This is a genomic window from Cyclobacterium xiamenense (genome assembly GCF_009467825.1).
Taxonomy (GTDB): Bacteria; Bacteroidota; Bacteroidia; order Cytophagales; family Cyclobacteriaceae; genus Cyclobacterium; species Cyclobacterium xiamenense.
Map to the genome: position 1 here is coordinate 261,037 of NZ_WIOK01000001.1, position 22,567 is coordinate 283,603.

A 22,567-nucleotide genomic window follows, 5' to 3' on the forward strand; every position below is an offset into this window, starting at 1 on the left:
TCACTTACCAGCCAAAAAAGCTCAGTGGCTTTAACATGCACTGGGGTAGCCGAAAAAAAGGGATATATTTAAAGATCGTTGAAAAACCTTTAAATTTTCTATCATGGTTTATTGGAGAATATATTTCGTTTTCGTTGCCTTTTCGTTTTTCTTGTATTCCTGTGAATTCAAAGGTACCAAGGAAGCTGAAAGCATGTATGGAGACAATTTACTCCATAAACTTGCCTACAATAACCCAGACCTGTTAGTGGATTTGGATGCGGGGTTCAAAGCCGTTCCGATGCCCATGGACTTTGATGGTGATGGGGACCTTGATTTGCTTATTTCAGAATCAGCTAGCTACACGGAATCCGGGATATTCTACTTTGAAAACATCTCAGGAAATGTACCCATGCCCTTGTTCAGAAGGAGAATGAAGGTCTCATTTGAGCGGCGAAGGTTGGGAGATGATGGGGCGAGGTTTCAGGTATCCGACGTTCAAGGCCGTATTCATGTGCTAACACCAGATAGGGTAAGGGAAAAATTGTTAGTTTATAAAGATGTTCCTGAAAATGTGTTTTGGGATGAAAATGAATTGATACTCCCCGAAGAAGGATACGATTACTTGCACAATTGCAAGACAGAATGGAAGCTTATCGATTTTGACGCAGACGGAGTTCATGATTTGATGGCAGTGGCTACCAGGGATAGGCCCAGATCTTACCGTGGAAAGGTAGGAAAATTGGCGGAGAAAATCGAATACGTGACCAATGGAAAAAACCACGTCTTATTTTTTAAAAACAACGGAACAAATGACATCCCGGATTATGATAACCCCAAGCGACTAGTGAAATCGGATGGTTCCTCCCTCGCAGAAGGCCTTTCGCTCAAACCCATGTTTGTAGATTTTGATAACGACGGGGACTACGATTTTTTGAGCATAGGTAAAACTGAAGAGGATTTTGAAATTGAATGGAACAATGATTTCATTATTTATTTTGAAAATACCGGTTCGGCGGCAGCTCATGAATTTTCGACCGGTAAGGTGCTGACGATTGATGATATTCCTATTCAATTCGAGTCCAGAGCTACCATGCATCTTGCCGCTGTGGATTGGAACAAGGATGGTTTTACAGATATCCTTGCGGGTGATGAGGACGGAAAAATATCCTATCTCAGGCATACTGGAAATTTCAAAGATGGTTTACCTCAATTTGAAGCACCGGTATTTATTCAGCAGGAAGCCAAGTATGTAGATTTCGGTGCGCTGGTGGCACCAAGGGTTTTTGATTGGGATGGCGATGGACTGGATGATATCATTAGTGGAAATGGTGTTGGGCACATCGGGTTTATCAGAAACCTGGGAGGAAAAACACCATCCTGGGATGCCCCCAAATTGTTGGAAGTGGATGGGAAGCCGATTCGGCTGATACAAAACGAGGCGCTCCCTGATACAGAGCCGCCTATATGGGGGTATTCTACCATTGATGTGGGTTTTTGGGACGAAGATAACCTGCCAGATATTCTGGCAAATGAGCATAACGGGAATATTGTTTTCTTCAAAAATATTGGTACCAGGACTTCTCCGGTACTGGACTATCCGCAGCCCTTGCAGGTCATATGGGAAGGTGAGCCCCTGCGTCCGGCATGGGTGCCAGGAGTCGCCGATGGCAACGAGCTTCTTGCACCCTGGAGAACATCTCCGCTAATGATGGATGTTAACGAAGACGGCTTGAATGATTTGGTGATGCTGGATCACGAGGGGTTCCTGGCCGTTTACCCTCGTATAAAGGTGGAAGACCAATGGATGTTATCGCATCCACAACGGAACTTTGTCTACCCCGACGGTAGTCCCATACTTCTCAACCAGCGTCAGGGATCCAGTAGTGGTCGGTTGAAAATCACTTTTCATGATTGGGATGGAGACGGCCTGGAAGACTTGATCGTCTCCTCCAAACCGGCAGTGGACTGGATGAAGAACAAAGGAAAGAAGGATGGGAAAATCGTATTGGAGTACATGGGTCGGGTACTATCGCAAACGCTGATGGGGCACACCGATGGTCCGGTAGTGTCGGATTTCAACAAAGATGGCGTTCCTGATTTGCTGGTAGGGACAGAAACCGGGCAATTTTATTACTGGGAGCGGTCTGACTACAATATCACTTCTACCATGACCACTGTTGGAAGGCAGGGGCCCGCGAATTACCCGTATTTTAAGCGATAGTTGGATTTATCGGCTTCTATGCGATTAATTATCGGCGGAAAGAGGAGAAATGAAAGGACCTGTAGTCTTCCTAGAGCATCTTTATTTCACTTGGTGTTTACGAATACGTTCAGCGAGTTGATCACAGGAGTGCCCTATGTAAAACCTGTCGCTTGATTCGGAGAAAAGGAAGTAGAAGAAGCAGGCCATACGAAAAAAAGCCTCGGAGGGAGGCTAGTTGTGGGAGTTGAGGGATTCGAACCCCCGACCCTCTGCTTGTAAGGCAGATGCTCTGAACCAACTGAGCTAAACTCCCAATAAATCAATTCGCCAGTTGTATTTGGGGCATTAAAGTCCTGACGTTACCCTCCAGTTTAGGATAATTTCCAATTCATTGTGGGAAATCTCTACCGCTCTTAACCAGATGGGAATGCAAATGTAGGATTAATTTTTTTCGGAGCAAACTCTAAGGCTTATTTTTTTTTCGGCGTACTATTTTTCGCTTAGATTCACCGTCAAACCGCCCCGAGCCCATCTTCCTGGCATCTGTACGGTGCCTGCTTCAATATAGTCCGTGTTGCTAAGGTTGGATATTTCTGCAAAGAAACCGACTTTTTTTAATCGGTTAATATCAAGGCGTATGTCCAGCAGAAAGTAGGGATCAAGTTTCATTCGTTCAATGTAGCGGCTCTTTGCGGTTAGCTCGAGGTGTTCCTCGTAAGAGACTTGTAATCCGCCGATAAGTTGATGGCGGAGCGCATTTAGGGAATAGCGGGTTTCCTGTCCTTCCTGTTCCACCAGATTGGCATCGATGAAATTATAGCTTAGGGAGATCTCTTGCATTTTCACGGAGGAAGTGGACGAAGTAAATGCATATAACAGACCGAGTTCCAGTCCCTGGAAAACTACTTCGTTGAAGTTTTGGGGCTGCCATGGGCTGTCGGTGTCCGGTCTGGCCCATTCAATCAGATTAGTGGTACGTCTGCTAAAGTAAACCATCTCCGCTTGAAGACCTTTTTTGAAAATCTTTATACCTCCCTCATAGCTTAGGGCTTTTTCGGGCTCCAGGTTTTCGTTCCCAATATTGGTGGGACCGGAATAATAGAGGTCGGTGTAGGTAGGAATCCGGAAGCTGCTGCCAAAGTTTGCATAGGTACGCATCCAGGGACGCAGTTGGTAGCCAATTTCGGCTCCTGGAAAATGTTTCCATCCGTATTCGGAATAGTAATTTGAATACACTCCAGCCCGTATATCGCCCTTTTCTGCAAATTCCAGGCGATGTTCCAGAAACGCTCCCAAAAGCGTCCGGTCGCGTTTTCCGAGGTTATTGCTATCGATCTGCTCTTTTCTACCCTCCAAGCCCATACCGAGGGTACCAATAGCCAGTTCCCGGCGTCCATTGATTTCCAGGGCCATCACGTCGGTGCTGTGCTGGTTTTGAAAGAAATCGGGTTCGTTTCTTCGTAATCTAAACTCGTCCTGATTTCTTCTCCAGTAGATACGGGTTTGAACGTACGATTGATCATGGTCAAACGTATGGCTTATCGCTGCCAGGGTTGTCTGTATGCTTTCCCATTGATCGGGAAAGGAGCTGGAATAAAATCCATTTGCCCCAAAATCCCGATTGGCATAGGCCACCATCGCTTTCACTTCCTGAAAGGGCGTCAGTGCCAGGCCTCCTTCGTAAAAAAGGTTAGTGACTGCGTAATCGGAATTGTACCAGTGTCCATCGCTTGCGTCGTGGGATACGGCCAGGTTTTGCTTTACTTTTCCCATAGGCAGACCCAGTTGAAACGTTCCACCACGCATACCAAAATCACCTCCATACAGGTTGGCATGGAGATTATAGGTCTCTGGCAATTCGGTGATTACGTTGATCGCTCCGGCGTAGGCATTTTGTCCAAAAATCCGGGATGCGGGTCCTTTTAGTACGTCTATACGTCGGATTCCTGCCAAGGGGACGGGGATATTTACCATGTGGTGGCCCGTTTGCGGGTCGGATAGCTTAATCCCATTGATCAACATGAGCGTTTGTTCAAAAGACCCGCCGCGAATGCCGATATCCGCCTGGACCCCACCCACGCCTCGCTGCCGAACATCTACGCCCGGCGTAAACGAGAGCATCTCCTGAAGACTTCTTGCTGGCGTGGTCTCGAGGGCTTTTCTATGTATGACGTGAATATTCCGCGAACTTTTGGAAAAGGGGATCTCCATGCGGTTTTCTTTGATTAGGACCTCCTCTAACGTGAAGGATAGACTGTCCTCCTGCCCGAGAACGGGCATGGCAAGTCCAATAAAAACAAACGTAAAAATGAAGTAATTCATGACGGGTAGTAGGTTAGGTAGGTCAAAGTACCTCCCAAAAAATCAAAAATCCAAGTCCGAAAAAGAAAGGTATTTTTTTGCGCGACAGGATCATCTGTAATAAAATCGGAAATAAACAAAAAATTTCCAAGCTATATTTTTTCTATATTAGAAGAAAGGTGGGTTTTATTCGTATTCAACCGCCGTATGCTTCTTGATCGGTTCCGTTCTTTTTATTTGGTTATTTCTGTTAAATTAGCAAAAAAGAAAAAAATATGACTTCTACTAGTTTCCGTAAATGGATGGCAGTGCTACTGCTATTTTCGGTAAGTTGGGCCTCTGCGCAGGTGACCGAAAACAACCAGGATGATTTTGATGATTTTATGTACAAACGGGGCTCGGCCTACCGATCTGCTTCTGGCATACCAGGCCCCGATTATTGGCAAAACCGGGCGGATTATTCGCTGGAGGTCAGTCTCGATGAAGACGAACACCTATTGGCAGGAAAGGTGCAGATTTCGTACACCAACAATAGCCCGGAGCCGTTGCCGTTTATCTGGATTCATCTCGAACAAAACCGGTTTACTGCGGATTCGAGGGGAACACTTACCACTCCCATCTCGGGAAACCGCTATTCGGGAGATACCGATGGAGGCTATACCATTCGCAATCTACGTTCCCAGTTAGACAAGCGGGGAAGTGAGCCCAATTCGATATACCTGATCAACGATACGCGCATGCAGGTCTTTTTTAGCGAGCCCATTCCTGCCAAGGGAGGTAAAGCCACCGTTTCCATGGACTTTGAATTTAAAATCCCACAAAAGGGGATGGACCGGATGGGCCGATTGGCCGTAGAGGACGGAACCATTTATGCGCTGGCCCAATGGTATCCACGGGTCGCCGTATTTGACGACGTCGTAGGATGGAATATCGAGCCCTACCTAGGAGCTGGCGAGTTTTATCTCGGGTACGGTGATTTCGACTACAAAGTGACGGTACCCTACGATCACATAGTGGTCGGTTCGGGGGCCCTGCAAAATCCCAAAGAAGTACTCAACAAGGAATTGCAGGAGCGCATGGACCTGGCAGCTAGCAGCGATACCACCGTATATTTGGTTCGGCCAGAAGAGGTGTTGAAGCCAGCACTGACCCGACCAAAGCAGGAAGGAACCCTTACCTGGCACTTCCGGATTGAGAATGCCAGGGACGTTGCCTTTGCTTCGTCCAGGGCGTTTATTTGGGATGCGGCTGCTATCCGGCTTCCCAGCGGAAGCATGGCCATGGCACAAAGCGTCTATCCGCAGGAGAGTGACGGAGAAGAAGCATGGGGCAGGTCTACTGAATACAGCAAAGCCTCCATCGAACACTACTCCCAAAAATGGTACGAGTATCCCTATCCGGTAGCAGTGAATGTGGCAGCTGACATCAACGGCATGGAGTATCCAGGCCTTAACTTTTGTAGCTATAAGAGTCGGGAAGGATCCCTTTGGGGTGTCACCGACCATGAGTTTGGGCACAATTGGTTTCCGATGATCGTAGGAACAAACGAGCGAAGGTATGCCTGGATGGATGAGGGGTTCAACACATTTATCAACCACTACAGCTCAGAAGCATTTAATAATGGAGAATACGGCTCCAATCTGGATCAAACCCGCAGGTACCTCGGCTGGCTGACAAGCGAGGAACGCGAGGGAATTGATACCTATCCGGATGTGGCCAATACGGCAAATCTTGGCATGATCGCCTACATGAAACCTGCCATGGGCCTGCTAATGCTTCGGGAGTACATCCTGGGTGAAGAACGATTTGACAATGCTTTTACTGCTTACATCGAAGCCTGGGCATACAAACATCCTCAACCAAGTGATTTTTTCAATATCATGGAAAATGTGGCAGGAGAGAATCTGTCTTGGTTTTGGAAATCCTGGTTTTACGGAACAGGAAATATTGACCTGGCAGTCGAACGCGTGGTCTCCTATGGAAATGATCAAGTAATTATTCTGGCAAACAAAGGGGAGGTGCCCATGCCGGTGAAACTCGGGCTCACCTACGAAGATGGATCCCAGGAGTCGCTGATGCTGCCTGTAGAAATATGGCAGCGGGGAGACCGGTGGAATTACCGCCATCAAGGCGCAAAAAAGTTGACGAAAGTAGAAATTGATCCAGATAAATTGCTTCCGGATATCAACATTGCCAATGACTCTTGGCCGACTGCTATATACGAATAACGTTAGAAGAAAAACGGCTGGCTCCAGGAACCGGCCAGCCTTTTTTTTAGTACTCGTCATTGATTTCAATCCAATATCCGTTGGGGTCTTGAATGTAAATTTGGCGAATGCCATCGGGGCGGATATTGATTTTTCCTTTATTATCTACCGCATCTTCAAACGGGATATCGTGGTGGGCTAGCTTTTCAATAAATGCCTCCAAATCTTCCACACTAAAACACAAATGATTGGTTTTATCGATGAGGGGTTCCTTCCAGGGTTTTTCTCGTTCGATCAGATGCATGGACAGTCCATACCCGATGGCGTACCAGGCGTGAAGACCGTCTTTAAAGGGTTCGTCAATGGGGGTTAAGCCAACGACCTCTTCATAAAAATGGGCACTTTCTTTAAGGTCTTTGGCATAGACGGCAAAATGATTGATCTTGGTTTGGCTAAAGGCGTTCATGGAAAGTAAAATAAAGGCTAGAATGGTAAAACAAGCACGGCTGAAGGTTTGATGCATGGGTCGTTGTGAATTTTGTTCCTAGCCAAATCTAAGAAATAAAAAAAGCCAGAAAGAATGTTTCTGGCTTTTTTAGGGGCAGTCGGCAACTATTCGTCAAAAAATGCCAGATTGTCGGCATTATCGAGCAATTTTACCGCCTGCTGGTAAATTTCGTTGATATCGTTGATGACTTTATAAAACGCATTGTCGTCATAAATATTTCTCGCCATATGCGCCTTTAGGAGTGTTTTCAGATACACCTTGGATTTGTTGAAATCTTTTTCGTTGAATTCAACATCGTATTTTTCTCCCGTCTTTACCAAGGAATTCAGCATGGCATCGGATATTTCAAAGTTGTGGTAAAACTCATCAAAGGCCATGTTTTCAAATTTCCGCTTGTTGGTGTCCAGGTAATCCAGAATAAACTCTCTCCAAGACTCAGAGCTGAAAAGCCGATTCACATAAGAACTGGTCATGCTGGTGTCTAGCGGGACAAAATAGTCCGGCATGATTCCACCGCCACCATACACTGTTCTGCCTTTAACCGTCTCGTATTTCAGGCTGTCGTTAAAATCGATGCTGTCTGCACTAAAGAATTCTCCGTGCTCCAGTCGGTTATAGTAGTCCATGGCATAATCTTCATCATCTTCACCGTAGGGTTTTTGAATGGAACGTCCGGATGGCGTATAGTATCGGGCGATGGTAAGCCTTAGCTCGGCACCGTCCGATAAGTCAATGGGCATCTGTACCAACCCCTTGCCAAAGGAACGTCTGCCGACGATCAATCCCCTGTCGTTGTCCTGCAGTGCTCCTGCCACAATTTCAGAGGCCGATGCGCTGCCTTCGTTTACCAATACGACCACCGAACCCTCTTCAAATGATCCGGGTCGAACAGCCCTGGCCTTTTGGTTATACCGTTGAAGTTTTCCTTCCTGGGATACAATGACGGCGTTGTCTTTTAAAATCTCGTCAGCGATGTTGATTGCGGCACCCATGTACCCACCTGGGTTTCCTTGCAAATCAAGAATTAACCGATTCATGCCCTCTGCTTTGAGTTTTTGAAGAGCTAACCGGAACTCTTCGTGCGTGTTGGCGGCAAACCGCGTAATCTTGATGTAACCGGTTTCCCCATCAATCATATAGGAGGCATTGACACTGTATTGGGGTATTTTATCCCGGATAATCTTGTATTCAAGCAGGTCTGACTCGTTTTTTCGTTTAATGTCAACAGCCACCTGGCTCCCCTTTGGCCCTCTCAGGAGATCAAATACGTCCCGGTTGGTTATCCCTGTTCCGGCTACGGTCTCACCATCCACTTTAATGATCTGATCACCCGGTAGGAGACCTATTTTTTCGGAGGGTCCGCCAGTGAGCGGTGAAACCACGTAGATCGTGTCGCGTAAAATCCCAAATTCGATACCAATACCGTCAAACTCCCCTTCCAACTGCGACTTGGCCAGCGCGGCATCTTCTGCCGGTATGTAGCTGGAATGAGGATCCAGTTTGCCAAGCATCTTTTCGATGCCATACTCTACCAATTCATTGGTATCTACACTATCCACATAGTCTCTGTTGATGTAGGTAATGATTTCCTGCAACTTGTAAATAGCCGATTTTAAATCGTTTCTATCTGTCTTGGGTTCTGCAAAGGTAGCACCTATCCAGATTCCAGCAGAGATCCCCAGTGCCAGGAAAATGGGTAATCTAATCTGTGCTTTGGTGTTTTTCTCTATACTCACGTCGTTTCGGTTTACTATTTTTTCAGGCAAAGCCCTGCATCTTTCAAGGTAACCTATTTTAATCAAATATACAATTAAACATGTATCGGAAGCGATTCGTTTAAATAAACGCAATAAAATTCAAATCGATGCCGGAACTTCCCGTTTTTTACGTTAATTTATTTTAATTTTGTAGCCATGCATTCCCTCGAAAACAACCGAAATAAATCCATTGCCGATTTGGTCAACGAGAACCATGTCCTCGCGGGAGTGTTGCATTATTTTGGCATAAGTTTTTTTCAACACGAAAACCATTCCCTGGAAGAGGCCTGCATAGCCCACAACGTGAATCCTGCCCAGGTGATCGCCGCACTGGAGGATTGGGCTGCGCGCAAAGAACCCACACGGGAGGAGTTGTTTCTTCACCCCATTGAGTTAGTGGTGGGTTATTTGAAGAAAAAACACCGGTATTTTGTCCGACAAGCACTGCCTTTTTTATCCAGTATGGTAGAAGGTATCGAACTCGGTGCCATGCACAAAAGCCTAATGACCGATATGCGGCTAATGTTCCCTCTTTTTGTGGACGATTTTATTCACCATATTCACGAGGAAGAAGACACGCTTTTCGAACGGATTCGCCTCTTGCAGGACATCGATGCCGCAGTGTTGCCACTTTCCGAAGCGATTCAGATTTTTGATCTTCCTTCCATCTCCGGAATGGCTTCCGATCACGAAGCCCATGATGACGAAATGGAAGGAATCCGCAAACTGACCAACGATTACCGGATTCCTGCTACGGCAACGGTATCCCTGAAGGTCCTTTTTCATGAATTTCAACAGTTGGAAAGGGAGTTGGTGATTCACGCGAAAATTGAAAACGATTTGCTTTTCCCTAAAGCAATTGAATTGGAAAAAGAAGTTAAGCGCAAACTCACCCTTCAAATTAAGTATAATTAATGGGCAGGATACTGGCCATAGACCTGGGATCCAAGCGGACCGGACTGGCTGTAACCGACCCACTGGCCATGTTGGCCAATCCGCTGGAAACTATCCCCACGCATAATTTGTTAGATTACCTGAAATTATATTTCGAAAAAGAAGAGGTTTCGGCAATTGTGATTGGTTTTCCAAAATCCCTGAACGGAAGCGCCACGCAAATGACCCAGCCCGTTCTGGCTCTGGAGAAAAAGCTGAAGCGCTTGTACCCAAATCAGACCATCGTGCTGGTAGACGAGCGGTTCACGTCCAAAATGGCCATGCAAACCATGATTGAAATGGGAAGCAGTAAAAAAGACAGAAGAGAAAAGGCGGGCAATCTGGATAAAATCAGTGCCGCGATTATATTGCAAACTTACCTGGAGAAAAAATGATATACCCCATCGTAGCGTATGGAAACCCAATTCTGAAAAAGGAATCCGAAGAAATTCGGGAAGGAGAGGATGTAAAAGGGCTAATCAAAGATATGTTTGAAACCATGGGTCTGGCAAATGGAGTTGGCTTAGCCGCCCCACAAATCAACAAAGGCATCCGGCTATTTGTCATCGATAGCAGCCTAATGCTGGAGGACGGAGACGAGGAAAAAGGTGTCAGAAAGGCGTTTATCAACCCCATCCTTCTCGACGAATACGGCGAAAAATTCGAGTTTGAAGAAGGCTGCCTGAGTATTCCTGACGTGCGTGCGGAAATCACCCGGCCCGAGAAACTGACCCTTGAGTATTTTGACGAAAACTGGAACCTTAAGGAAGAAGAGTTTTCGGGGTTGACAGCCCGTGTGATCCAACACGAGTACGACCATTTGGAGGGCATCCTCTTTATCGATTACCTAAAAGGATTGAAAAAGCGAATGGTCAAAGGGAAATTGCTCGATATTAGCAAGGGCAAGGTCCCGACGGATTATCGAATGGTCTATCCCGGATAACGAGCCAACGAACCCCATGGAAAACATCCGCTTAGCATTGGTTCAATCAGATCTCTATTGGGAAGACGCAGCTGCCAACCTCGCCATGCTCGAGGAAAAGTTGTGGAAAATGGAGCGTAAGGTAGATATTTTGGTATTGCCCGAAATGTTTACCACCGGGTTTACCATGAACGCGGTCAGTCAGGGCGAGCCGATGAACCTTCACAGTACCAAATGGATGAAGCAAATGGCTGCCCAAATGAATACCGTGATTACGGGAAGCCTCATCATCAAAGCGGATACCAACTATTACAACCGCATGCTTTGGGTAGAACCGGGAGGAGCGGTTGCGTCTTACGACAAACGACACCTTTTTCGCATGGCTGATGAAGATCACCATTATTCCATGGGCAAAACGAACACCATTTTTTCAATAAAGGGTTGGAAAATTCGTCCGCAAATTTGTTACGACCTCCGGTTTCCCGTTTGGTCACGTAATCGGGCCACAGCGGATGGGATAATGGATTACGACCTGATCTTCTACGTCGCTTCCTGGCCGGCGCCAAGGGTGAAGGCCTGGGACATCTTGCTTCAGGCAAGAGCGGTAGAAAACCTCGCTTACTCCGTAGGTGTCAACCGAATCGGTACCGATGGGAATGGTGTGCTGTATTGTGGCCATTCGGCAGCCTACGATTTCAAAGGGAATTGCCTCGCAAGTGCCGGAGAGCAGGAAGGGGTTGTTTACGTAGAACTCGATGGTTCTGCCCTCAGCGAATACCGAAAGAAATTCCCTGCCTGGAAAGACGCAGACAGGTTTTCTTTTCCCTAAGGCCCTATCCATAGCTTTTTATGGATCGGCCGTTGCTTGGGAGCCTGGAATTCCAACAGGTACAAAGCCGGTGGATATCCCCAAAGGTTAAGTTCATTTCGTTCGTTTTCGGTAAGGGGCAATCCGCTTTTCAATAGTTTACCGGTACTGTCGTAGACCGAAACAGTTACCCCAGCTTGGTTTACGACGAGTTGGACTTTTTTATCCTCGCTCGGGTTTGGAAATACCAGAGCCTTTAGGACCTCCGCATCACCTTCGTCCGGATTCGGTATCCGACTCAGGTACTCGAGGCCTCCCGCACGGTTGCCAATAATTAAATCCGGTTTTTCTCCCAATAGACCTGGAACCAGGCTGATCCAGGTATTTCTCCCGTATCGGGTCCTCTCAAAGGTCCGGCCTTCCAGCTGAATGGATACGGGTGTCGTTTCCGGAGATCCTAGGATGTCTTCCGAAGAAAACAACACACCTCGCTGGTCGACGGCCACCAGGTAAGGTTCGGGGCCGGAACTCACGGCCACGGTAACGTTTCGGCTCACGGGATTATCCACAAAACCCAAAAACTCCCGCTCCAGCAGTCTGACCTCCGGGCTCCCATCCAGGGCCAACGAAAACAACAGCAATTCTCCTGTCTGTCGGGCTAAGAGCAGGTAATCCTCTCTGGAATCGTGGAAAAAATATACCTGGTCCATGCCCCGCAGCGTGAAATCGGGAATCCGTAGCGAAACCCTTTCCTCGGGGGCATCAAATGGCGAGAGCCAAATTTGCTTCTCGGGAATCTGTCCGTTATACACATCACCGGTAATCAGGTGATAGGTTTGATTGGCGGCAGAAGTAAAGCGTTGATAGGAAGGCTCAAGGACTTCTAGCGCGGACAAATCAAGGTAATCTTCATTGACCAGCCGGATTTGGTTGTCTGCCCATTCCATTTCAAAAATCCGCCCCTGAACTCCTTTGGGGTCCAGAATATTGGCAGCTACGAATAGACTGCCCTGCAGGCGGTTACCCAGAAAATAGGGGCGGGAGTTTTCGCCGAGGTCCACCATCCTATCCTGCAAGAAGCCGCTGGTTTCAATAGTGCCGGAAAGGCCCGGCTGCAGCAAATACATGCTTCGGGAAAAATCCGAGCCGGTGTTGATGATCGGCTCAGAAGAATGACTGGATACCAGCAGGTTTTCTTCCAAAACAAATGCGCTGTGAAATATCGGGAATTCAGGCAAAGGGCCGAAACCAGGCAGGTCGTTTGTGAATGTTTGAAAAACAGGCTCGGTGTCCGATCCCTCGTTTGGCAGGTAATACAGCACCTCGCACTGGTCTTGCCCAATGAGCAAGTCCTTTACCCCATCGTTATCAAAATCACGGTACAAGAGCGTGTGTCCACCCGAATGCAGGGTACGGAGCAAATCTGCGTCCGGTTCCCGATCGGCCATGGGCTGGCCTGCACACGTAAGGCCAAAACTTATGGCGCCGCATCCACAAAATTCAAATTTTCCCCAGCGGGTAACTGCGGATGCAAAACCGTCTACCGACGGCTGACCGGTTCGTTCTACGCTTGTATTTTTAAAAAACTCCAGGTAGTCCCCGGTGGCAAAATTAAACGTAAGGATGTCCAGGTCTCCATCGCCATCAAGATCTTCAATCAGGGGGACATCCAGAATATTGGCCGTCAGATTGGATCCACTTTCCAAGCGGAGGAAATCGTGTTCCACTACCCAGTCAGGAAACTGATCTGCGGTTGTACCTCCGTTCCGGTAAGCCTTGATTCCAAAAGGAGAGCCCGTAAACAGGTCTTTTTTTCCGTCCCCATTAAAATCTGCCAGTAGCAGGAATCCATTGACATCGTCCGGAAAATAGTATGCGGCCCCCGGGAAGTAGCGGTAGCCGCTTTCGGTGAACGCGTAGGCATGGATACGTCCTGCGTTTATGTCCCAGATAACCAGTTCTTCCCGCCCGTCTCCGTTTAGGTCAAATTCCTGTACCTGCGCTGCATTGATGCCGCCGGCAAAGGGCATGGGAAGTTCCACCCCGGAGATCGTAACCTGGGGCGTGTCACCTGCCAAGCGAAACAGATCCTGGGCAGTGCTCCGTAGGATCAGAAAAAGGGAAAGAAAAAGGATCAGGTAGAATTGCCTCATCAGGGAATTAGGATTTACAGGCGGTGGCCTGGAATACTTCGGGTGAAATTAATGGATTGCTACGCATTATAATAGTTATTTTTGTTCTTTAACGATAAAAGTTGAAATCGGATATGTTACTTTTGCTGGAAATGCGACAGGGCAGGCGTAATTTTTAGTAATTCAAAAAAACCGACCTGAGGATGAATACAATCAGAAAACTATACGAGCACTTTCGGTCAGCTAAGGGTGTAGGGACAGACACCCGTAAACTCAAAAAGGGAGCCTTATTTTTTGCCCTGAAGGGCCCCAATTTTGATGGAAACAGCTATGCCGCAAAGGCCTTGGATCTAGGAGCCTCGTTGGTCGTCGTAGATAATCCGGAGGTAGTGAAAGGGGATGCGTATTTTTTGGTGGAGGATGTGCTGAAGACCTTGCAGGATTTGGCCAGATATCACCGGAAACAGTTTGCCGGGCCGGTCATCGGACTTACCGGTTCGAATGGGAAGACAACTACGAAGGAGTTGATGCAACAGGTGCTGTCCAGAAAGTACCGGGTGCATGCCACCGAAGGCAACCTCAACAATCATATCGGGGTTCCGATGACGCTATTGGGTATATCCGCCGACACGGAAATGGTTATTGTTGAAATGGGCGCCAATAGGCAAGGGGACATCGCAGAATTGTGCGCCATCGCTTTACCCACGCATGGCTTTATTACCAATATTGGAAAAGCACACCTGGAAGGTATGGGGGGACCGGAAGGGGTGTTGAAGACCAAAACGGAGCTTTTTCAGTTTTTGTTGGAAGCGAAGGGCAAGGTCTTTATCAATACCCGGCAGCCGGTTTTTTCCCAAATGATTCGCCGGTTTGAAGATCCGGTCTTGTTCCCGGGCGAAGCCGATTTTTGTTCCATCTCCTTCCACGGTGCCGATCCTTTTGTGGTCTTTAGTCTGGGGACCGATCCCCATCGCTATACCTCAGGATTAATCGGACACTATAATTTCGATAACCTGGCTGCGGCCATTTGTATGGGCATTTTTTTTGGCGTACCAGCGCGCGAAGCTGCCGCAGCGGCCGCTGCCTACACCCCTTCCAACATGCGTTCCCAGATTTTGGAAAAAGGGAGTAACTGGATTTTACTGGATGCATACAATGCCAACCCGTCCAGCATGGAGGAAGCGTTGAATACATTTGGGAAGCTGGACAAGCGGCCACACAAGATGGTAATCATTGGAGACATGCTCGAATTGGGTGCCCATGCGGTAGAAGAACACCAAAAATTGGGGGAACGGTTACAGAAAATGTCCCTCGAAAAAGTCTGTCTGACCGGCGACCTGGTTCGCCATGCCCTGCCGAAGGTACCCAAAGCGCTCTACTTTCCGGATCCCTTTTCCTTACGGAATTGGCTGAGCGATTCTTCCCTGGAAGATCATCAGATTCTGATAAAGGGAAGCCGCGGTATGCGGCTTGAAACATTACTGGATTTTATATGAGCGGGAGGTAATCTCCAGAATCCGTCGAATAGGTATTTCTGGAATTATCGGGTGTCTACCTCCTGAAACCCTATCCGGGGAGTCTTTATTTTGCACGTAATACCTCCTATAGATCCGGACAAATGGCGATTTCCTTCGAAAAAGCAGGCTGCTAACTTGTTGGTGTGACGCAGGCGATGGTGGGTGGGCATAAAAAAGCCCCTGAGTAAACTGCAGGGGCTTTGGATACCATTGTCAGCGAACAACCATCAGACATGCAGGGCGCGGTCGTCTGTGGCAGCAAGGCATGCTTCCCGAAACACTTCCGTGTAGGTGGGATGTGCATGAGACATGCGGGCGATATCCTCTGCGGATGCGCGGTATTCCATGGCCACAACAGCCTCTGCAATCATATCGGCGGTACGAGGGCCGATCATGTGTACCCCCAGGATTTCATCCGTTTCGGCATCTGCGAGTACTTTCACGAGGCCGTCCACGTCTCCACTGGCCCGTGCTCTCCCGGAAGCCATAAATGGAAATTTGCCCGTCTTGTATTTCCTGCCGTTTTCTTTCAGTTGTTCTTCGGTATACCCTACCGAGGCCACTTCCGGCCAGGTATAGACCACACCGGGGATCAGTAGGTAGTTGATGTGTGGCTTCTGGCCGGCGATTTGTTCGGCTACAAACACACCTTCCTCTTCTGCTTTATGGGCAAGCATGGCGCCTTTGACCACATCGCCAATGGCAAAGATGGACGGTGTGGATGTTTTCAAGTGCTCGTCTACTTCGACCTGACCTTTGTCGTTGATAATCACACCGGCGGCATCGGCATTGAGGCCTTCGGTATAAGGCTTTCTCCCGATGGAAACCAGGGCATAGTCACCCGTAAGGGATACCGTTTCCTCTTTTGGATTCAAAGCGGTTATGGTCACCTCTTTTCCCTTCCGTTCTACGCCGGTTACTTTGTGTTTGAGGAAAAACTCCATACCCAATTTTTTCAGCGATTTCTGGAGTTCTTTGCCCATGGTTCGATCCATGGTGGGGATGATGCTGTCCAGGTATTCCACCACAGATACCTTAGCGCCCAGTCTGGCGTACACCGATCCGAGTTCCAGACCGATGACCCCGCCACCAATGATGATCAAATGCTTGGGGACTTCCTTCAGCTCCAACGCCTCGGTGGAGGTGATGATTCGTTCCTTATCCAATTTGATAAAGGGAAGGATTCCGGGCTTGGATCCGGTAGCAATTAGGATGTGCTTGCCGGAAAGCTCCTCGGTTTTTTTATCCTTCTTCGTGACGAGTACGGTGTTTTTATCCTTGAAAGAACCCAGGCCCTGAATCACGTCGATTTTGTTTTTTTTCATCAGGTATTGAATCCCATCTACATTTTGCTTGACTACGTCCCGTTTTCGTTGGATCATTTGCTTGAAATTGATCTTCAAATCTTTGAGGTCAATGCCATGGGCTTTAAAACTGTGGGCAGCATTGTGGTAATGCTCGGAGGAATCCAGCAAGGCTTTGGAAGGGATGCAGCCTACATTCAGGCAGGTACCCCCCAGGGTGTCGTATTTTTCGATGATGGCAGTTTTTAAGCCTAATTGAGCGGCCCGGATGGCGGCTACGTAGCCTCCGGGTCCCGAACCGATTACGATTAAATCATACATACGTGATCGTGGTTTAATGTCCCTACCCGTGCAATGCCCGGATAGAATGTGAAAAAAACGTTAAATACCCAGCAATAAGCGGGAAGGATCTTCCAGCAGCTCTTTGACGCGCACCAGAAAGCTCACCGACTCTCTGCCATCGATGATTCTATGGTCGTAGGAAAGTGCCAGGTACATCATGGGCAGAATTTTCACTTCCCCATTGACAGCCATTGGCCGTTCCACAATGTTGTGCATTCCCAGGATAGCGGCCTGAGGTGCATTGATGATAGGCGTAGACATCATGGAGCCAAAAATACCACCGTTCGTGAGGGTAAAGGTTCCACCCGTCATTTCATCGATGGTCAATTTACCCTCCCGGGCTTTGATAGCCAGCCGCACCACTTCTTTTTCGATTTCTGCAAAGGAGAGTTGTTCGGCGTTTCGAATGACAGGTACCACGAGCCCCTTGGGTGAAGATACGGCGATCGATACGTCACAAAAGTCGTGGTAAACAATCTCGTTTCCGTCTATTTGCGCATTGACTGCCGGCCATTCCTGCAGGGCAATGCAGGCCGCTTTCGTGAAAAAGGACATAAAGCCCAGATTTACCTCGTACCGCTCCTTAAATTTATCCTTGTATTGCTTTCGCAAATCCATGATGGGCTTCATGTTTACCTCGTTGAAGGTGGTCAACATGGCCGTCTCATTTTTTACGGAGACCAATCGCCTGGAAATGGTTTTTCGCAGGGAGGTCATTTTTTCTCTTCGGCTACCACGCGTACCGGTTTTTTGCGGCGCTTCCGGCTGTTCCGCCGGTTTGCTTTTGTCTGCGACGGCCGGTTTGCTCGCGGCGGCTGCCGGCTTGGATTGTTCGGCTTTCAGCGCATCCTCCTTGGTGATACGGCCATCCTTGCCGGTGCCTGCTACTGCACTGGATGCGATGCCTTTTTCGGCAAGGATTTTAGCTGCAGCCGGAGAGGCGTGTCCGGAAGCATAGGTTTCCTTACCACTATTTCCCTTCGCCGTATTTTCCGGGGCTTCGGCTGCTGAGGATGTCTCCGCTTCCCCGGATGGGGCACCATCCGTTTCTTCAATCTTACAAATCAATCCCCCAATTTCCAAGGTATCCCCCTCCTGTGCTACCTGTCTCAGGATACCGGAAGCCTCTGCGGGCAATTCGAAGGTTGCCTTGTCGGAGTCCACTTCGGCGATGATATCGTCTAGCGCTACGTAGTCTCCGTCCTCCTTAAGCCAGGTGGCCAGGGTCACCTCGGTGATCGATTCGCCAACGGTAGGAACGCGCATTTCTTTCACCTCACCGGTTTGCTTTGGGCTTGCGGACTTGGTTTCGGAAGGGGTCGATTTTTCTGCTTCCGGTTTGCCGGATGCGGCTTCTTCCTTTGCGTCCGGGTCAATTTCACAAATGACTGCGCCAATCTCCAGGCTATCGCCTTCTTCGGCTTTTGTGTGCAGGATTCCGGCTGCTTCTGCCGTTAGTTCGAAGGTGGCCTTGTCGGATTCCAGTTCACATAGGACCTCATCCATTTCAACAAAATCGCCATCATTTTTAAACCATTGACCTACGGTAACTTCGGTGATGGATTCGCCCACGGCAGGCACTTTGATTGTTATACTCATCGGTTAGTTGATTTTTACCGGATATCGCAGGGGTTCCGGTTAGCCTCTATCTCAATTTATGTTGTATACTGAAAATGAAAAAGGGAAATTAAGAATTAATTTTTAAAGCTTTTTCCAAAATTTGCTTTTGTTCTTCCAGGTGCACCTTGTGGTATCCGGTAGCTGGGGAAGCACTCGCCTTTCGGGCGATGACGTCCATGGGCAATTCTTTGAACAAGTTTCTAACGATAAACGCCCAATACCCCATGTTTTCGGGTTCCTCCTGAACCCAGACCGTCTCGGTGTTTTTACCGTAAGACTGAATGGCCTCGAGTAGCTGCTTTTTGGGCAGGGGGTGAAGTTGCTCCAGGCGTATGATGGCTACGTCCGTGACCTTTTCTTTTTCCCGCATCTCGATCAGATCGTAATAGACCTTTCCTGAACAAAGAACCACCCGCTTTACTTTTTTCGAATCCACCTCCTTGTCCAGCAGGATTTCACGGAAATTACCGCTGGTAAACTCCTCAATCGGGGACATCACTTTTGGATGCCGCAGCAGAGATTTTGGCGACATGACAATGCATGGTTTCCGGAAATTCCATGTCATCTGCCGGCGGAGCAAATGGAAGAAGTTGGCGGGCTCGGTGATATTTGCTACAATTACATTGTATTCCGCCGCCAGTTGTAGAAACCGCTCCGGCCGGGCATTGGAATGCTCGGGTCCCTGTCCTTCGTAGCCATGGGGCAAAAGCATAACCAGTCCGTTCATCTTTTGCCACTTGGATTCTCCGGAAGTGATGAATTGGTCGATCATGGTTTGTGCTCCGTTTGCAAAGTCTCCAAACTGCGCTTCCCAAACGGTGAGGGCATTGGGGTTGGCCATGGCGTAACCATATTCAAATCCAAGCACCGCGTATTCCGACAAGAGGGAGTTGTAAATATAAAATTTTCCCTTGCTGTCCTTCAATTCCTTCAGGGAATTGTACGGCTTATTGGTAGAGGCATCGTGTACGACTGCATGCCGGTGCGAAAAGGTGCCGCGCTGGCAGTCTTGCCCCGTAATCCGTACCGTTTTTCCATCCAACAGCAGCGACCCGTAGGCCAATAGCTCTGCTGCCGCCCAGTTTAATGTCCTGGATTGGAAAAACATCTCCTTCCGCTGCTTTAGCTGAGCCTCAATTTGCTTGATCGGCTTGAATCCTTTGGGTAAAACGGTAAGCGCTTCCGCTACCTTTTCGATGGATTCGGAAGAGACGGACGTGTCCGGCGATTTGTCAAAGTCCTCCGGTTTGGCCCGCTCTAGTGCCTTCCATGCTTTTTCGAAAGGAGAAAAGGTGTAGGGAAGTGGTTTTTCCTTCACCATGTTCAGCCGGTCCTGAAGCAGCTGGCGAAACTCTTTGTCCATCTGTTTGGCCAGCTTCGCATCCACCTGTCCCCGCTCCAGCAAGATTTTGTTGTAAATTTCCCGAGGGTTGGGGTGCTTGGAAATGAGGTTATATAATTCTGGCTGCGTAAATTTCGGTTCGTCCGACTCGTTGTGGCCATGCCTGCGGTAACAGACCATGTCTACAAAGATATCCTTATTGAATTTTTGCCGGAATTCAACCGCAAGTCTGGCGGCATACACGACCGCTTCCGGATCGTCTCCGTTTACATGTATTACAGGCGCATCGATGATTTTCGCCACATCGGTACAATAGATGGAACTTCGTGCATCGTCAAAATCGGTGGTAAAACCCACCTGATTGTTGATGACAAAATGAATGGTCCCTCCGGTATAATAGCCCTTAAGGTTGGCCATCTGGGTGACTTCGTAGACGATTCCCTGCCCGGCTACCGCCGCATCCCCGTGGATTAGGATCGGGATCATCTTGTCTTCATCGCCCTGGTAATGGTCGTCTATTTTTGCCCGCACAAATCCTTCGACCACCGGATTTACCGCTTCCAGGTGGGAGGGGTTGGGAGCCAATTTGAGGATCATTAACTTGCCGTTTTTGGCAGGAACTTCGGAAGAAAAGCCCATGTGGTATTTGACGTCTCCGTCTCCCATGGTCAGATCGGGTTTTGCCGTGCCCTCAAACTCGGAAAAAATCTGTTCGTAGGTTTTGCCCATGATGTTGGCAAGGACGTTGAGACGTCCCCGGTGCGCCATGCCGATCATTACTTCTTCCACGCCCAGGTCCGAAGCTTTGTTGATCAAGGCATCCAAAAAGGGAATGGTGCTTTCGCCCCCTTCAAGCGAAAATCGCTTTTGTCCCAGGTATTTGGTATGCAGGAAGTTTTCGAAAACAACGGCTTCGTTGAGCTTGGATAAAATGCGCTTCTTGTCCTCCAATGGAGGATTGAACTCCAGGGCTTCTTTTTCCACTTTGATCCGGAACCAATCCAACATTTCGGGATCGCGGATATAGAGGTATTCAAAGCCCATGGCACCCTCGTAAATGGTTTTCAGGGATTCGATGATTTTGGATAACCGGGCATCTCCGATCCCAATTTCGTTTCCTGCCTGAAAGGTGGTGTCCAGGTCGTTTTTGTCCAGCCCGAAGTCTTCCAGGTCCAAAAGGGCCTTTCGGTCTCGCCGTTCCCGTACAGGGTTGGTCTTCGAGCGCAAGTGGGCGCGGGACCGATAGGCGTGAATCAGTGCCCGGACTTTAATTTCTTTGGGCAACTGCTCCATGTCCATGATGGTGCCCTTGGTTGCCAGGTTGCCGTTTACGGGCGTGCTGCTAGCAGTTTCGGCGCCGCCGTTTTCGTCTTCACCGTATTTGTTGATGGCGAATTCAAAGCCGTCGAAGAAGGCTTTCCAACTGCCATCAATGGATTCGGGATCCTTCCGGTAGTCCTCGTACAACTCGTCTATGTAGGCGACGTGGGCATTGGAGATGTAAGAATATTTATCCATAAGGTTGTGATGTTCAGACACCAAAATTAAGGTATTAAGTTATTTAATAAAAACCGCTTATGCGGGTTTACAAATATCATTGATTATCAACCTTTTTATTTTTTAATCACCGTATAAAATACTGTTTTTTACAAAAACAAGACGGATTATTTCTATCATTCCAGTTTGATGAAACTAGATTCTGAAAAGCGCCCTGATTCGGATTGTCTTTTTTAGAAATTTTTTGCAGATCTTTTGGTGCCCGCCCAAACTAGCTTGGTGAGCCGGTAAAAACGCTGCATGGTTGCTGCCAAACCAGGGATTGGTTAGGTAGAATAGGTAAACGCCAAGGGGTCTGGAAAATGAAAGGAAAAACCAGTTTTTAACCATTTTTCGCAGGATATCTCCTTCCACATCTGCTGAGGGGGCTGTTCGTAACTCGCTGGCGGCGGGAAACCCATGTCCTGCGCATTCTTTTCAAAAACGGTTTTTTTGTCCGGATGCTCCGGACTAATGATGTTAAACGTTTCGTTCCAAAGGTTTTGCGCAATGATCCAGTGGATGGCACGAACGGCATCCGTTCGGTGAATGTAATTTACCGGGGGGTGTCCGGGTACGTTTTCCTTTCCGGAAAAATACCTTCCCGGAATCCGGTCGTCTCCCAGCAGCCCGCCAAACCGAACGACGGTGAGGTCATAGGCCTTGTTTCCCCATAAAAGCTGCTCGGCATTCCATAGGGCGGGATTTCCTGTAGTATCCGCGGATAAGAAGTCGGTTTCCCGGGCAAGTTGGTTTTTACTAGGGTAGACCGAAGTGGCGCTGACATAAATCACTTTTCCTATCTGGTGCTGCTCAATGGCCTCCCGAAGAAATTGGATCTGTTGGGGGTGATACTCGTCGGGGTGTCTGCGACGACCCGGGGGAATGTTAATGTATAAGATATCCGTTTCAAACAGTTGTGCCGGTACGGCGTGAACGGGCAGGGGATCTAACAGCAAGCGCTCTGCCCGGATACCCTGCCTTTCCAGGGTTTCCTTTTTTTCCAGGCTAGACGTGCTTCCGTTGACCGAATGGCCTTTTTGCTGTAGAAAAGAAGCTAGCGGAAGGCCCAGCCATCCTAATCCAATTATGCTAATGTGCATCATTCGTACCGATAAAATGATTATTTTTTCTGGTATTCCTACCAGATACC

Annotated in this window: 15 protein-coding genes and 1 tRNA gene; 7 read left to right on the forward strand and 9 right to left on the reverse strand. The window is 48.3% G+C overall.

All coding sequences use genetic code 11. The annotated features are described in order from the left end of the window. Positions 1 to 103: 103 nt before the first annotated feature. Entirely contained in the window at positions 104 to 2,203 is a 2,100-nt protein-coding gene (locus GCU44_RS01070) for an FG-GAP repeat domain-containing protein (RefSeq protein ID WP_154852602.1), read from the forward strand. A gap of 220 nt (positions 2,204 to 2,423) precedes the next feature. Here GCU44_RS01070 and GCU44_RS01075 read toward each other — a convergent pair. Together GCU44_RS01075 and GCU44_RS01080 are read right to left on the reverse strand one after the other, a co-directional pair. Beyond that, positions 2,424 to 2,498, reverse strand: a tRNA-Val gene (locus GCU44_RS01075). 176 nt (positions 2,499 to 2,674) lie between these two features. Further along, positions 2,675 to 4,507 carry a TonB-dependent receptor plug domain-containing protein gene (locus GCU44_RS01080; protein WP_154852605.1) on the reverse strand — a complete coding sequence of 611 codons (1,833 nt, stop codon included), beginning with the start codon at positions 4,505 to 4,507 and terminating at the stop codon, positions 2,675 to 2,677. A 254-nt stretch (positions 4,508 to 4,761) separates the two neighbouring features. Between GCU44_RS01080 and GCU44_RS01085 the strand changes: the two genes are divergently transcribed. Continuing rightward, on the forward strand, positions 4,762 to 6,714 hold the full coding sequence (locus GCU44_RS01085) for a M1 family metallopeptidase (RefSeq protein WP_154852608.1): 1,953 nt from the start codon (positions 4,762 to 4,764) through the stop codon (positions 6,712 to 6,714). Positions 6,715 to 6,760: 46 nt separating this feature from the next. Here GCU44_RS01085 and GCU44_RS01090 read toward each other — a convergent pair whose 3' ends face one another. Both GCU44_RS01090 and GCU44_RS01095 read right to left on the reverse strand, forming a co-directional pair. Next, positions 6,761 to 7,216: a VOC family protein gene (locus tag GCU44_RS01090; RefSeq protein ID WP_154852610.1), complete on the reverse strand. Its 456-nt coding sequence runs from the start codon at positions 7,214 to 7,216 to the stop codon at positions 6,761 to 6,763. 89 nt (positions 7,217 to 7,305) lie between these two features. Continuing rightward, complete coding sequence (locus GCU44_RS01095) at positions 7,306 to 8,937, reverse strand: S41 family peptidase (RefSeq protein ID WP_092172847.1); 1,632 nt, start codon at positions 8,935 to 8,937, stop codon at positions 7,306 to 7,308. Positions 8,938 to 9,114: 177 nt separating this feature from the next. On the opposite strand from GCU44_RS01095, the gene GCU44_RS01100 reads away from it, so the two are divergent. From GCU44_RS01100 to GCU44_RS01115, 4 genes are read left to right on the forward strand one after another with little or no spacing between them, the layout of a single operon-like run. Further along, complete coding sequence (locus GCU44_RS01100) at positions 9,115 to 9,873, forward strand: hemerythrin domain-containing protein (RefSeq protein ID WP_092172590.1); 759 nt, start codon at positions 9,115 to 9,117, stop codon at positions 9,871 to 9,873. Beyond that, entirely contained in the window at positions 9,873 to 10,286 is a 414-nt protein-coding gene (ruvX, locus tag GCU44_RS01105; protein WP_092172593.1) for a Holliday junction resolvase RuvX, read from the forward strand. Before GCU44_RS01100 ends, ruvX begins: the two co-directional genes overlap by 1 nt. Further along, positions 10,283 to 10,834 carry a peptide deformylase gene (def, locus tag GCU44_RS01110; RefSeq protein ID WP_092172596.1) on the forward strand — a complete coding sequence of 184 codons (552 nt, stop codon included), beginning with the start codon at positions 10,283 to 10,285 and terminating at the stop codon, positions 10,832 to 10,834. The genes ruvX and def overlap by 4 nt, the downstream gene beginning before the upstream one ends. A gap of 16 nt (positions 10,835 to 10,850) precedes the next feature. Further along, positions 10,851 to 11,642 carry an amidohydrolase gene (locus tag GCU44_RS01115; protein WP_154852614.1) on the forward strand — a complete coding sequence of 264 codons (792 nt, stop codon included), beginning with the start codon at positions 10,851 to 10,853 and terminating at the stop codon, positions 11,640 to 11,642. On the opposite strand, the gene GCU44_RS01120 is transcribed toward GCU44_RS01115, so the two are convergent. Then, entirely contained in the window at positions 11,639 to 13,774 is a 2,136-nt protein-coding gene (locus GCU44_RS01120) for a T9SS type A sorting domain-containing protein (RefSeq protein WP_154852617.1), read from the reverse strand. The genes GCU44_RS01115 and GCU44_RS01120 overlap by 4 nt on opposite strands. 182 nt (positions 13,775 to 13,956) lie before the next feature. On the opposite strand from GCU44_RS01120, the gene GCU44_RS01125 reads away from it, so the two are divergent. After that, positions 13,957 to 15,249, forward strand: a complete 1,293-nt coding sequence (locus GCU44_RS01125) for a UDP-N-acetylmuramoyl-tripeptide--D-alanyl-D-alanine ligase (RefSeq protein WP_154852620.1) — start codon at positions 13,957 to 13,959, stop codon at positions 15,247 to 15,249. 248 nt (positions 15,250 to 15,497) lie between these two features. Here GCU44_RS01125 and lpdA read toward each other — a convergent pair whose 3' ends face one another. The 4 genes from lpdA to GCU44_RS01145 all read right to left on the reverse strand — a co-directional run bounded on the left by lpdA (position 15,498) and on the right by GCU44_RS01145 (position 22,520). Continuing rightward, a complete protein-coding gene (gene lpdA, locus GCU44_RS01130) occupies positions 15,498 to 16,895 on the reverse strand; it encodes a dihydrolipoyl dehydrogenase (RefSeq protein WP_154852623.1) in 1,398 nt (465 codons plus the stop codon). Positions 16,896 to 16,955: 60 nt separating this feature from the next. After that, the gene (odhB, locus tag GCU44_RS01135; protein ID WP_154852626.1) at positions 16,956 to 18,515 is read right to left on the reverse strand and encodes a 2-oxoglutarate dehydrogenase complex dihydrolipoyllysine-residue succinyltransferase; all 1,560 of its coding nucleotides are present in this window, start codon (positions 18,513 to 18,515) and stop codon (positions 16,956 to 16,958) included. A gap of 88 nt (positions 18,516 to 18,603) precedes the next feature. Further along, on the reverse strand, positions 18,604 to 21,396 hold the full coding sequence (locus tag GCU44_RS01140) for a 2-oxoglutarate dehydrogenase E1 component (protein ID WP_154852629.1): 2,793 nt from the start codon (positions 21,394 to 21,396) through the stop codon (positions 18,604 to 18,606). Between the two features lie 305 nt (positions 21,397 to 21,701). Further along, positions 21,702 to 22,520 (reverse strand): Rossmann-fold NAD(P)-binding domain-containing protein, encoded by an 819-nt coding sequence (locus tag GCU44_RS01145; protein ID WP_241684797.1) that lies wholly within the window; start codon positions 22,518 to 22,520, stop codon positions 21,702 to 21,704. Positions 22,521 to 22,567: the final 47 nt, after the last annotated feature.

Excerpts from the sequence above, each read along its gene's own strand:
- GCU44_RS01070 (WP_154852602.1), top strand. The coding sequence starts at position 104 with ATGGTTTATTGGAGAATATATTTCGTTTTCGTTGCCTTTTCGTTTTTC.
- GCU44_RS01080 (WP_154852605.1), bottom strand. The coding sequence starts at position 4,507 with ATGAATTACTTCATTTTTACGTTTGTTTTTATTGGACTTGCCATGCCC.
- GCU44_RS01085 (WP_154852608.1), top strand. The coding sequence starts at position 4,762 with ATGACTTCTACTAGTTTCCGTAAATGGATGGCAGTGCTACTGCTATTT.
- GCU44_RS01090 (WP_154852610.1), bottom strand. The coding sequence starts at position 7,216 with ATGCATCAAACCTTCAGCCGTGCTTGTTTTACCATTCTAGCCTTTATT.
- GCU44_RS01100 (WP_092172590.1), top strand. The coding sequence starts at position 9,115 with ATGCATTCCCTCGAAAACAACCGAAATAAATCCATTGCCGATTTGGTC.
- ruvX (WP_092172593.1), top strand. The coding sequence starts at position 9,873 with ATGGGCAGGATACTGGCCATAGACCTGGGATCCAAGCGGACCGGACTG.
- def (WP_092172596.1), top strand. The coding sequence starts at position 10,283 with ATGATATACCCCATCGTAGCGTATGGAAACCCAATTCTGAAAAAGGAA.
- GCU44_RS01115 (WP_154852614.1), top strand. The coding sequence starts at position 10,851 with ATGGAAAACATCCGCTTAGCATTGGTTCAATCAGATCTCTATTGGGAA.
- GCU44_RS01120 (WP_154852617.1), bottom strand. The coding sequence starts at position 13,774 with ATGAGGCAATTCTACCTGATCCTTTTTCTTTCCCTTTTTCTGATCCTA.
- GCU44_RS01125 (WP_154852620.1), top strand. The coding sequence starts at position 13,957 with ATGAATACAATCAGAAAACTATACGAGCACTTTCGGTCAGCTAAGGGT.
- lpdA (WP_154852623.1), bottom strand. The coding sequence starts at position 16,895 with ATGTATGATTTAATCGTAATCGGTTCGGGACCCGGAGGCTACGTAGCC.
- odhB (WP_154852626.1), bottom strand. The coding sequence starts at position 18,515 with ATGAGTATAACAATCAAAGTGCCTGCCGTGGGCGAATCCATCACCGAA.
- GCU44_RS01140 (WP_154852629.1), bottom strand. The coding sequence starts at position 21,396 with ATGGATAAATATTCTTACATCTCCAATGCCCACGTCGCCTACATAGAC.
- GCU44_RS01145 (WP_241684797.1), bottom strand. The coding sequence starts at position 22,520 with ATGATGCACATTAGCATAATTGGATTAGGATGGCTGGGCCTTCCGCTA.